This is a genomic window from Microbacterium sp. RU1D, assembly GCF_900156435.1.
GTDB lineage: Bacteria > Actinomycetota > Actinomycetes > Actinomycetales > Microbacteriaceae > Microbacterium.
Map to the genome: position 1 here is coordinate 163280 of NZ_FTPQ01000001.1, position 11908 is coordinate 175187.

10 protein-coding genes are annotated in these 11908 nt (G+C 71.6%); 4 read left to right on the forward strand and 6 right to left on the reverse strand.

Annotation, left to right across the window (positions count from 1 at the left end; translation table 11 throughout):
• Positions 1-306 precede the first annotated feature (306 nt).
• The 3 genes from B0B15_RS00700 to mtnB are packed head-to-tail and all read left to right on the forward strand — an operon-like array spanning position 307 to position 2800.
• Entirely contained in the window at positions 307-1473 is a 1167-nt protein-coding gene (locus B0B15_RS00700; RefSeq protein ID WP_076672830.1) for a translation initiation factor eIF-2B alpha/beta/delta subunit family protein, read from the forward strand.
• The gene (mtnC, locus tag B0B15_RS00705; RefSeq protein ID WP_076672831.1) at positions 1470-2171 is read left to right on the forward strand and encodes an acireductone synthase; all 702 of its coding nucleotides are present in this window, start codon (positions 1470-1472) and stop codon (positions 2169-2171) included. Before B0B15_RS00700 ends, mtnC begins: the two co-directional genes overlap by 4 nt.
• Positions 2168-2800 carry a methylthioribulose 1-phosphate dehydratase gene (gene mtnB / locus B0B15_RS00710; protein WP_076672832.1) on the forward strand — a complete coding sequence of 211 codons (633 nt, stop codon included), beginning with the start codon at positions 2168-2170 and terminating at the stop codon, positions 2798-2800. Before mtnC ends, mtnB begins: the two co-directional genes overlap by 4 nt.
• Positions 2801-3243: 443 nt before the next feature.
• Here mtnB and mtnK read toward each other — a convergent pair whose 3' ends face one another.
• The 4 genes from mtnK to B0B15_RS00730 are packed head-to-tail and all read right to left on the reverse strand — an operon-like array spanning position 3244 to position 8151.
• Positions 3244-4440, reverse strand: coding sequence for an S-methyl-5-thioribose kinase (gene mtnK, locus B0B15_RS00715; RefSeq protein WP_076672833.1), 1197 nt, complete (start codon positions 4438-4440; stop codon positions 3244-3246).
• Positions 4437-5501, reverse strand: a complete 1065-nt coding sequence (locus tag B0B15_RS00720; protein ID WP_076672834.1) for an ABC transporter permease — start codon at positions 5499-5501, stop codon at positions 4437-4439. The genes mtnK and B0B15_RS00720 overlap by 4 nt, the downstream gene beginning before the upstream one ends.
• Positions 5498-7060 (reverse strand): sugar ABC transporter ATP-binding protein, encoded by a 1563-nt coding sequence (locus B0B15_RS00725; protein WP_076672835.1) that lies wholly within the window; start codon positions 7058-7060, stop codon positions 5498-5500. Before B0B15_RS00725 ends, B0B15_RS00720 begins: the two co-directional genes overlap by 4 nt.
• Entirely contained in the window at positions 7057-8151 is a 1095-nt protein-coding gene (locus tag B0B15_RS00730; protein ID WP_076672836.1) for a substrate-binding domain-containing protein, read from the reverse strand. The genes B0B15_RS00725 and B0B15_RS00730 overlap by 4 nt, the downstream gene beginning before the upstream one ends.
• Before the next feature lie 215 nt (positions 8152-8366).
• On the opposite strand from B0B15_RS00730, the gene B0B15_RS00735 reads away from it, so the two are divergent.
• A complete protein-coding gene (locus B0B15_RS00735) occupies positions 8367-8948 on the forward strand; it encodes a 1,2-dihydroxy-3-keto-5-methylthiopentene dioxygenase (protein ID WP_076672837.1) in 582 nt (193 codons plus the stop codon).
• Positions 8949-9128: 180 nt separating this feature from the next.
• Here B0B15_RS00735 and B0B15_RS00740 read toward each other — a convergent pair whose 3' ends face one another.
• On the reverse strand, positions 9129-10646 hold the full coding sequence (locus tag B0B15_RS00740) for an arabinosylfuranosidase ArfA (protein WP_076672838.1): 1518 nt from the start codon (positions 10644-10646) through the stop codon (positions 9129-9131).
• Complete coding sequence (locus B0B15_RS00745) at positions 10643-11899, reverse strand: family 1 glycosylhydrolase (RefSeq protein ID WP_076672839.1); 1257 nt, start codon at positions 11897-11899, stop codon at positions 10643-10645. The genes B0B15_RS00740 and B0B15_RS00745 overlap by 4 nt, the downstream gene beginning before the upstream one ends.
• Positions 11900-11908: the final 9 nt, after the last annotated feature.

An 11908-nucleotide genomic window follows, 5' to 3' on the forward strand; every position in this document is an offset into this window, starting at 1 on the left:
CTCCTCGGAGGAAAGGTGCGGCGGACGCTGTCCTGGGGCTCGGTGGCCCTTCGACCCGGAGGCGCCATTCCCATGGCACCGTGCGGGGAAAGGTCGGTCCGAGCACGCCGCGGCCATTGTCTCACGGGCGCGCGCGGGGACGCGCGGGCGCGCGAGCGGCCGGCGTCCGGCGATGCGCACGGACTCCGCGACATCCGGGCGGACCGGGCCCGAGGGTGCGCGAATCGGCGATCGTACGCGACCGCGCGATGTCTCACGGCGTCATGCGCCCCACTGCGATACCGGCGACATGGGAGGATGGCGGCGATGTCCGCCACGCTCGAGAATTCCGTCGTCCTCGACGAGGCCGCGGGCGTCGTCCGCATCCTCGACCGCCGCGTCTTCCCCTCCCGCGTGGAATGGGTGGATGCCACGACTCCCGACGAGGTCGCGACGGCGATTCGCGACATGGTGACGCAGAGCTCCGGCCCGCTCTACGCCGCCACGGCCGGCATGGCCCTGGCCGCCCTCCAGGCGCGGGGGCTTCCCCTCGCCGACGCGCGGACCGCCCTCGGCCGCGCCGGTCGGGCCCTCGCCACCGCGCGTCCCACGAACGCGCACCCCCGCGACGCGGTCGCCCGCATCCTCGCCGCCGGTCGCGACGCCGACGACACCGCGGCGCTGGTCGACGCCACGCTCGAGACCGCCGCCGCCGTCGACCGCGACTACCGCGAGGCCAGCCTGCGCCTGGGCCGGGCGACGCTGTCGCTCCTGCCGGAGGCGCCGCGCATCCTCACCCACTGCTGGGCCGATGCCTATCTGTTCGGGCTCGTCGCCGCCGCTCGCGAAGCCGGCCGCGAGATCGAGTGGATCGCGACCGAGACCCGCCCCTACCTGCAGGGAGCGCGCCTGACCGCGCACTCGCTGCGCGAGCTCGACCAGAAGGTCACCCTCATCACCGACGGCATGGCCGCGGCCGCCCTCGCCTCTCCGCGCGGGGTTGGTTCGGGCCGGATCGACGCCGTCGTGACCGCCGCCGACCGCGTCGCCCTCGACGGCTCCGTCGTCAACAAGGTCGGCACGCTCGCCCACGCAGCCGCCGCGGCGGCGTTCGGCATCCCGTACATCGCGATGGTCGAGGCCCCGGATCCTGCAGCGCCGACCGGCGACGACGTCGTGATCGAGGACCGCGACCCACACGAGGTGCTCGAGGTGTTGGGGCAGCGCACCGCGAGCCCGCTCGTGACCGACGCCTGGTACCCCGCGTTCGATGTGACACCGCCGCGCCTCGTGACCCGCATCGCGACGAGCCGGGGAACGTTCGAACCCGCGCGCGTCGGCGAGCACTTCGCCGCCGACGCCCATGCGCCGGTGCCCGCGTCCGCCGTCCTGCGTCGTCGCTCGCCCGAGCAGCCGGCGCCCGTGTCCGCCACCGTGCAGCCCGACACGATCTCCTTCCGTCCCGTCTCCCCCACTTCCGAGGAACCGTCATGACCCGCATCTCCGCCGACGTCGTCGTGCTCGACATCGAGGGCACCACCAGCGCCGCAGGGTTCATCCTCGGCGACCTCTACGACTACGCCCGCCCGCGCCTGGACGAGGTCCTCGGCCGCGACGACGACACCGTGCGCGCCGCCCGCGCCGACGCGATCGCCGAGACGGGGCTGGATGCCGACGCCACCGACGCCGAGGTCGCCGAGGCGCTGCGCGGGCTCATGGCATCCGACGTGAAGTCGACGCCGTTGAAGACCCTGCAGGGCATCATCTGGGCGGAGGGCTTCGCCGCCGGCGAGATCCACTCGCAGTTCTTCGACGACGTCCCGCCGCGCCTGCGCGCCTGGCACAAGGACGGCATCCGCCTCGCCGTCTACTCCTCGGGCTCGATCGCCTCGCAGGTGCCGTGGTTCCGTCACGCGCCGCAGGGCGATCTGACCGTGCTCGTCGAGGACTTCTTCGACACCGTCAGCGCCGGACCGAAGAAGGAGTCGGGGTCGTACGACCGCATCGCCGCGGCCCTCGGCGTCGAACCCGGCCGCGCGCTGTTCCTCACCGACCACCCCGACGAGGTCGCCGCCGCCCTCGCGGCCGGTTGGCAGGCCGTCGCGCTGGACCGCGCCGGGGAGCCGTGGGCCGGCTCCGACTTCGCAGCGGATGCCGTGGCTTCCTTCGACGAGATCGAGATCACCCGATGAAGCTCCCCCTCGCTACCCGCGTGCAGGAGGCCGGTGCCGCCCTCGCCGCCGAGGCCTCGCGGTTCTCGGGCTACGGCTGGATGCGCGGCACCTCCGGCAACCTCTCCGTCGTGCTCGACCGCGACCCGCTCGTGCTGGCGGTGACCGCGTCGGGCCTCGACAAGTCGGAGCTCACCGACCGCGATGTCGTGCTGATCGGCGCCGACGGGGAGGCCCTCGACGCCGACGACCCGCGCCCGCCGTCGGCCGAGGCGGGGCTGCACGCCCACATCGCCGCGCGCACGGGCGCCGCAGCGGTGTTCCACGTCCACGCCTTCGACGCGGTCGTCGCCGGGCATCGGTGGCCGCAGGGCGTCGAGATCCGCGACATGGAGATGCTCAAGGGCATCGGCCACCGCGCCCACGACGAGACGGTGACGATCCCGGTGATCGCCAACGACCAGGACATGCGCGTCGAGGCCGCCCGCTTCGACGACATTTACGTCGAAGCCACCGCCGAGGTGCCCGAGGTGCCCGCGCTCATCGTCGCGAACCACGGCATGTACGCCTGGGGTGTCGACGTCGCCGCGGCCCGCCGCCACCTCGAGATCACCGAGTGGCTGCTGCGCTTCACCGTCGCGACGCGCTGACCCGACGGCATCCGGCGCGCGACGCCCCGGCGTCCCGGTGCGCATCGCTCCGGCGTCCCGGTGCGCGCCGCACGAGCGCAGCTCGCCGCCGAGCGACGCTGCGCAGCTGAGAAACGCCGATCCTGACGAGACACGCGGCGAGACGCCGTGTCTCGCGACAGACAGCGTTTATCGGCGACGGCCCCGAGCCGATGCCGCGCCCGGCGCGCCGCGCCGCGCACCGGCAGGCCGCGCGCGCACCGGCACGCCGCGCGCCACGTTGCGCCCGTCCTACTGACGCCGCGCAGCTGATAAACGCCGCGCGTTGCGAGACACGCGGAGAGACGCCGTGTCTCGCAAGGAACAGCGTTTATCGGCGCGGTGCGCGCCGAGCTGCTCGAGGCGCTGCGCGCCGCACAGCGCAGCGCATGAGGGCACCGGCACGCCGCGACTGACTGGATGCGTCAGCCCAACAGCTCCACCGTCCGCGCCGTGAGCACGCGGGGGTCGGCGTCGTCGAGCCGCGCGGTGCCCAGGGTGCGCGCGATGCGCAGGACGAGCCGGGCGGCCGCGGCCTGCTCCGGCTCGGGCAGCGTCAGGATGTCGGCGACCTTGGAATACCCGACGATTCGGCGCACCGCCTTGGCGGCGGCGTAGACGGCGGCATCCGAACGCACCTGCGCGAGCGTGCGCTCGAGCACCTCGTCGTCGTACACGCGCGGGTCGACCCGCTCGGGCCAGCGGCGGCGGAAGGCCGCCTCGAACGCGTCGACGAGCTCGACCGGTAGGCGCAGCAGCGTCTCGGCGTCCTCTGTTCGTCCGAGCACGTGCGCGCGAGCCGCGGCGATCACGAGGTTCGCCCACACGGCACCGAGGTCGAAGCCGGTGGGACCGTACGTGCCGAACTCCGAGTCGAACGCGCGCACCGACTCGCCCTCGGCCCGCACGAACACCGACCCCGTGTGCAGGTCGCCGTGCATGAGGCTCTGGGTGCTCTCCTGGAACCGCTGCTTGGCGAGGCCGATCTCGCGCACGAAGACGCGGTCGGCGCGGAGGTCGCGCACGTCGTCGGCGTTGGCGTCGAGCCATCCGTTGTGCTCGTGCTCGACATACGGCTCGCTGAAGACGAGGTCCTCGGTGATCTCGCTCAGCTCGGGATTGGTGGCCTCGGCGATGCGGCGGCGACGCTCGGGCCCCGGCGTGCCGAACACGCTCGTGGCGAAGCCCACCTCGCCGACGTACTCGCCGAGGCGGGCCGCGGCGTAGGGGTGCACGCGCCCGGCGTTGAGCTCGCCCCGCCACACGGCGTGGTCGCTGAGGTCTTCGATCGACAGCGCCAGGTTCTCGGCGTCGAAGCCGTAGAAGGCGGGCACGTGAGCGGGGGCGATGCGCTCGTGCGCCCCGAGCACCACGGCCTCGCGCGCCGCCCGCTCCCGAGTCAGGGGCCAGGAGGGGTCGACGCGCACGTGGGGCAGCGACTGCTTCACGACCACGCCACGGCCGGCGGCATCCTTCACGATGAAGACGAGATTGAGGTTGCCGTCGCCGACCTCGTCGACCGAGACGATGGATGCCGGGTCCACCGGGCCTGCGAGGTGCGGGCGCGCCGCGAGGTAGGCGGGGACCGTGGCGACGGTCAGCTGATCGGTGAGGACGGTCATGATGCGGTGGTGCTCCCGGCGACGATGGTGGTCTTGCGACGACGGAACGTGAAGCTGAACAGCAGCGCCACCAGCAGCACGACGCCCTTCCCGAAGTCCTGGATGTAGTACGGCAGGCCCATCATCGAGAAGCCCGTCACCATGACGGCGATGAGCACGGCACCCAGCGCGGTCCCCCACGCGTTCGGGCGGCCGATGCCGAGCACCGAGACCCCCACGAGCGAAACGGCCACGGCGTCCAGCAGCAGGCTGTTGCCGGCCGAGACGTCGCCTTGGCCGATGCGGGCGGCCAGCACGAGACCGGCGATGGATGCCAGGATGCCGCAGCCGATGTACGCGGCGGCGCGGTAGGCCCGCACGCGGATGCCGGCGAGACGGGCGGCCTCGGGATTCGAGCCGACGGCGGCGAGCGCGCGGCCCCAGCGCGTGCGGTCGAGGACGAACCACAGCAGCACCGTGAGTCCGAGGAACAGCAGCACGGGCACCGACACCGGGCCGATGGACCCGCGATCGAACCACAGGAAGTCGGGAGTGAAACGACCGGGCGCGGTGGTCCCGTCGTCAAGGGTCATCTGCGACGAGATCGATTTGCCGTCGACGATGATGAGCTTGAGCCCCACGACGGTGAACATCGTGGCGAGGGTCGCCAGCAGGTCGGGGATGCGCGCGAAGACGATCAGCGCTGCGTTGACGGCGCCGATGAGGGCGCCGGAGATCAGCACCACGCCCACGGCGATCCCGCCCACCTGATTGCCGATCACCATCGTCCAGGCCGCGATCGACACCGCGAAGCCGGCGTTGGCGCCGACGGAGAGGTCGAGGCCGCCGACGGTCATGGCGAGGGTCACGCCGAGACCGGCGATGCCGATCGGGGCGATGTACTTCAGCATCCCGAAGACGTTGTCGGTCGTCGCGAAGGCGGATTCGGTCAGCGCGAAGAACACGATGAGCAGCACCGTCACGGCGACGAAGCCCCATTTCGCGACGGCATCGACGGCGCGGGATTCGACGCTCGATCGCGCGGGGGCGACGCCGGTGCTCCGGGCGGAGACGGAGGTCATGCGATTTCCTTCCGGTGGCCGGGGTCGTCGAGAAGAGCGGCGACGATGCGCGCCCGGTCGAGCGCGCCGGCGGGGATGTCGAGCACGATGCGGCCCGAGACGAGGACGACGATCCGATCGGCGACGTCGAGAACCTCGTCGACGTCGCTGGAGAGCACCACGACGGCGGCACCCGCGGCCGCGCGGGCGCGGGTGGCATCGCCGATGCGGCGCCTGGCGCCGATGTCGACGCCGCGGAAGGGTTCGTCGAGCACGGCGAGACGCGGATCGGTGCGCAGCCAGCGCCCGACGACGACCTTCTGCTGGTTGCCGCCGGAGAGGTCGTCGACGCGCGCGTCGGAGGACGGGGCGACGACCCCGTAGGCGTCGATCACCTCGTCGGCGGCGGCGTGCTCGCGGCGGGTCGCCACGACACCCGCGCGCGAGAGGGCGCGCAGGACGGGCAGGCCGACCGTGCGCGCGATCGACCACCCGGGCTGGATGCCCTGCCGCTGCCGGTCCTCGGGTACGAGCACCACGCCCGCGGCGATCGCGGCGGCCGGCGACGTCGGGCGGTACGGCTCCCCGTCGAGCGAGAGGCGAGCGTCGCCGGCAGAGCGCACCCCGGCGACGAGTTCGGCGAGCTCGGTCTTGCCCGCGCCGAGCAGACCCAGGATGCCGGTCACCTGGCCGCCCGCGACCCGCAGGCTCAGCGGCTCTGCACCGGGCAGCAGCACGGCGTCGGCGACGGCGAGCACGTCGCGGCCGGCCGGGAGGGGCTCGGTGATGTGCTGCTGCAATTCGGTGGGCACGCCCAGCATCGCCTCGAGCGCGGCGTGCCAGTCGAAGGGTCGTCGGGCGTCGAGTTCGAGCCGGCCGTCGCGCAGCACCACGATGCGATCGGCGAGGCGTTCGATCTCTCCGAATCGGTGGCTGACGAACAGGATCGACAGCCCTTCGTCGCGCAGCACGCGCAGCACGGCGAACAGGCGGTCGGCCTCGGCGGCGGTGAGCGCCGAGGTCGGCTCGTCGAGGATGAGCAGCCGCGGGGTGGAGCGCAGGGCGCGCGCGAGCACGAGCAGCTGCGCGTCGGAGGTGCCGAGGCGATCGGCGTCGGCCCGCAGCACCTCGTCGCTCCACGCGAGTCCGAGCCTCTCGAGGGCCGATCGTGCGATGCGCTCGGCCTCCGCGCGCCGCACGAGCCGGTGACCGGCAGTGGCGAGGTCGGTGAGCGCGAGGTTGTCGGCGACGCTCAGGCCGGGCACGATGCCGTCGGCGATGCGCTGGTGCACGGTCTCGATACCGGCCCGCCGGGCGCGGGCGGGAGAGGTGAGGCGCAGCACCTCGCCCCCGACCGCGATGTCGCCCGTATACCCGGCGTTGGCGCCGGAGACGGCGCCGATCAGCGTCGACTTCCCCGCACCGTTGGTGCCGAGCAGCGCGGTGATGCTGCCCGGTTCGAGGGCCAGCGACACCTCGCGCAGCACCTGATTGCTGCCGAAGCGTACGCCGACGCCGCTCAGGCGGACGACGGAGGTGTCGTCGACCGGAGCGGCGTCGGCGGGGAGAGGTGCGGTCATCCCGAGATCGCGGGGAGCCAGTCGGCCACCACGGTGTCGCTGAGCAGGAGCGAGGGCTCGGCCTCGCGCAGCTGGGCGACGTTGGTGATGCCCTTTTCGAGGAGGAAGTCGCGCGTGATGGTGATCGCGGGGAACTGGACGTTCGTCTCGTCGAGCTGCCCGGCGAGCGAGAGGGCGAGGGCGCGCACGACGCCGGCACCCACGGCGGACGGGTCGGTCGCGCTCGTGGCCACCCACGGGCTGCCTTCGGCGATCATGACCTCGATGTCGGCGTTGGAGATGTCGATGCCGTAGACCTTGACCTTGTCCTGCAGGTTGTTCTGCTGCACGGCCTGCACGACGCCCTTCGTGATCTCGTCGTAGGGCGCGAAGATCGCCTGGATGCCGGGGTTCGCCTTCAGGGCGGCGTCGATGAGCGGGATGTTGTCGGTCGCGGTCGACTCGGTCACCTTGCCGGTGAAGAACAGCTGGTCGAGGCCGTGCTCGGCGACGACCTCGTCCCACACCTTCTTGCGGCGCTCGAGGGGCGCGAAGCCGTCGGTGCTGGCGAGACCCACCTTGGCCCCGTCGCCGTTGTCGGCGACGAGCTGGTCGAGCACGCCCTGCGCCATCGACGCGTCGGACTGCGAGGTCACGATGACGCCGGTTGTGTCGGCGAGAGCGAGGTCGTACACGATGACCGGGATGCCGGCATCCACCGCGTCGTGCACGTGCGACTCGATCGTGTCGGTCTGACCGTGGTCGACGATGATCGCGTCGGGCTTGGAGGCGATGGCCTGCTCGAGGTCGGACGCCTGCTTGGCGTTGTCGTTGCGGGCGTCGAAGACGGTCAGGTCGATGTTGATCGCGGCGGCCTGGGCCTTCGCGCCCGCGGTCCAGGCGGTGAAGAAGTCGCCGGCTCCGGACTGCTGCACGAGCGCGACCTTGATCGGCGCGCCGTCGAAGGGAGCCGGAAGGTTCTCGACCTTCTGCACGGGGGCCGCCGAGGCGGCCGGGGCCGCGGTGTTCTGCTGCGCGCAGCCGGTGAGGGCGAGGGCGGCGATGCCGGCGGTCGCGAGGAGCGTGGCCCAGCGGTGGGATCGAACGGACACGGGGTCCCCTTCGTCGAGGAGTCGGGTGCGAGGGCTCGTCCGGGTGCTATGCCGGTCGACCGTCGAGCAGTCAAGCAGCACCGTCCACCCGCTCGTTAGTCGAGGTTGCACTTTGTTACACCTCGACCCGCGATCCGGTCGCGGAAGTGGGCACTCGGAAGGATTCGGCGAGAGAATCGGATCATTCCGCTCATATCGCGCCGAGAGGAGGAGCCGTGACGCTCCTGACCGTCTGGAAAGAGACCGACCCGAGCACGCCCGTGCTCGAGACCACCGAGGAGAGCGAGATCCGCGAGGCCCTGGCCGAGCTCGGTGCCCGCTTCTCGCGCTGGGAGATCCGCGACGTGCCCGCCGGGGCCTCGCAGGACGAGGTGCTCGCGCTGTACGCCGACGAGATCAGCGAGGTGAAGGAGCGCGAGGGCTACACCCTCGTCGACGTGGTCGCCCTCGACCCCGCCCAGGAGAACTACGACGAGGTGAAGACGCCCTCGCGGCAGAAGTTCCTCTCCGAGCACCAGCACGACGACGACGAGGACCGCTACTTCGCCAAGGGCGCGGGCGTGTTCTACCTGCACGCGAACGAGAAGGTGCACGCCGTGTACTGCGAGGCGGGCGACCTCATCTCGGTGCCGGCCAACACGACGCACTGGTTCGACATGGGCACCGCGCCCCACTACGTCAGCGTGCGCTTCTTCCACGACGACGACGGCTGGGTCGGCCACTTCACCGGCAGCCCGATTGCGGAGTCGTTCGCGACCTTCGACGAGCTGTCTGCTCGCCGCGCGCAGCTGGTCTGACCCCCGCGCAAACGCCCGTTCCCCGCAGCCCCCGTCGGAGTCTGCGGGGAACGGGCGCTTCTGCGTGCGGGGATGGCTGGCGCGGCTCCAGGGCCCCGTTTGGGGCGTGATTCTCCGTTTGGGGCGTGGATTCTCCGCCCCGAGCGACGAATCGCGCCCCGAACCGCCGGTGGCGAGGTGTCAGCCGAGGCGGTGCAGCGCCAGCGCGGCCCACGAGATGGGCGGCAGGGTCACGTGCAGGATGCCGCCATCCACGCGCGCCTCGACGGTTCCGGGCCGCACGCGCTCGGGCTCGTCGAGCGTGTTGCGAGCGTACGGGTCGTCGTCGTGCAGCTTGTGCGTCTCGACGATCTCGACGTCGCCCAGTCCGCTGATGTCGATCGCGAGGTCGACGGCCTCTTCGCGGCCGCGGTGCACGAGGAAGATCGCGGTCGCACCGGTCTCTGCGTCGTGGGTCGCGACGGCGTCCACCGCCGGAACCGCGCCGAATTTCGCGGTCTCGATGAGCGGCGCCTCGACCTGCAGACGCACCGCGTCGCCCTGCGCGAGACGCGAGGTGATCGCGAAGGGGAAGAACGTCGTCTGCCGCCAGGACGGACCGCCGGGCTCCGTCATGATCGGGGCGATCACATTGACGAGCTGAGCGAGGGACGCGGATGCCACGCGGTCGGCGTGCTTGAGCAGCGAGATCATGAGGCTGCCGAACACCACGGCATCCAGAGCCGAGTACACGTCCTCGAGCAGGCGCGGGGCGACGGGCCAGTTCTCGACGCCGGTGATCTGGTCGACGTCGTGGAAGCGCGTCTGGTACCAGATGTTCCACTCGTCGAACGAGATGTCGATCTTCTTCGCGCTGCCGCGGACGGCACCGACGTGGTCGGCGGTCGCGACGACGGCCTCGATGAAGCGGTCGGTGTCGACCGACGAGGCGAGGAACGAGTCGATGTCGCCGTCGTGCTCCTGGTAATACGCGTGGCACGAGATCATGTCGACGTCGTCGTACGTGTGCTCCAGCACGACGCGCTCCCACTCGCCGAAGGTCGGCATCGACGCTCCCGACGAGCCGCACACCACGAGCTCGATCGACGGATCGAGTTGACGCATTCCCTTCGCGGTCTGCGAGGCGATCTTGCCGTAGTCGTCGGCGGAGCGATGGCCGAGCTGCCACGGACCGTCCATCTCGTTGCCGAGGCACCACACCTGCACGCCGAACGGCTCGACCCGGCCGTTGTCGATGCGCTGCTGCGACAGGGTCGTCCCCCCGGGCACGTTGCTGTACTCGAGCAGGTCGAGGGCCTCGAGGACGCCCCGGGTGCCGAGGTTGACGGCGAGCATGAGGTCGCTGCCGGCCTTGTCGAGCCAGTCCGCGAACTCGTGGAGGCCGATCTCGTTCGTCTCGGTCGAGTGCCACGCGAGGTCGAGGCGGCGCGGGCGCTGCTCGCGCGGTCCCACGCTGTCCTCCCAGCGGAAGCCCGAGACGAAGTTGCCGCCGGGATAGCGGATCGTCGAGACGCCGAGCTCGCGCACGAGCTCCAGCACGTCGCGCCGGAAGCCCTGGTCGTCGGCCTCGGGGTGGCCGGGCTCGTAGATGCCGTCGTAGACGTGGCGGCCGAGGTGCTCGACGAACCCGCCGAACAGGCGGCGACGGACGGCCCCGATCGGGAAGCGGGGGTCGAGAGTCAGGCGGGCGGTGGTCATCGTGCTCCTCGGGATGCGTACTCGGCGAATCGGTCGGCGACGGGGTTGCGGCGGCGCGCGAGCCCGGTCTCGGTCTCCACGAGGTCGTGGAGTCCCATGGTCAGAAGGTGGGCGGACCGCGGCTCGTCGCTGTGCCGGTAGGTCCACTCGTACATGTCGAACAGCGGCCACCACGTGTAGCCCACGACGTCGATCCCGTCTGCGCGGAGCCCCTGGACGGTGGCCACGGAATCGTCGAGCCAGCGCAGGCGGGTGGCGACGTCGTCGGTCACGCACGTCTCGGCGAGCATCACCGGCGCGCCGTAGCGCGCGGCGTAGGTGCGCAGCATCTCCGCGAGCCCTCCCACGCCGTCGTCGCGCGTGGGACGCGGATCGGCGAAGCCTCCGGAGTGATGGATGCCGCTCTCGAACAGCTCCGTCGAGTGCCGGGGGTAGTAGTTGACGCCCATCACGTCGGGGTGCACGGCATTCTCGGCGAACCACGCGAGCGTCTCGTCGGAGGTGCCGTGCGCGCGCAGCAGAGGGAGGAGCGGATGCTCCGCCCCCACGCTGCCGGTCACGAGATCCTCGACCAGGAACGCCTGGTGACGGTAGCGCTCAGCCGTCTCGCGGTGCTCGGGCGCATCGATGTCGCCGGCGTACCGCATCGAGGCGTCGACGTGCACGAAGGTGGCGCGCTGCCCGAGCACCGCGGCCACCGCCCGCTGGGTCTCGACGAAGCCGCGGGCGATCGCGGTCGAGATCTCCACGAGCCCCGCCGGCCCCTGGCGGTACGGCGGCCAGTAGGCGTACTCGCCACTGAACAGGGAGTGCAGCATCGGCTCGTTGACCGGCGTGTAGTCGGTGGCGACGTCGCGGTACCGCTCCGCGGCGCGCGCCGCGTACTCGGCGACGAAGGACGCGTAGTCGGGGTGCGCGAACTCCCCCTCGATCCACGTCGGAGTGCCGTAGTGCAGCAGATCGACGATCGGACGGATGCCGCGAGCGGCGAAGCCGTCGAGCACCCGGTCGGTCCACGACCAGTCCCACACCCCCCGCTCTGGGGACACGACATGCCAGGGGATCCCCCAGCGGAGGAACTCGGCATCCACCGACACCGCCAGATCGAGGTCGTCGCTCCAGCGGTCGTAGTGCTCGGTGAGGGCGTACTCGTCGATCGCGCGCTCCCCCGGGCGCTCCTGCGGGATGAAGGTGTTCTCGACACCGGCGCCGAAGTGCAGCCGACCGTCGCGGTACCAGGGGGTCGTCGACATGGGATTCTC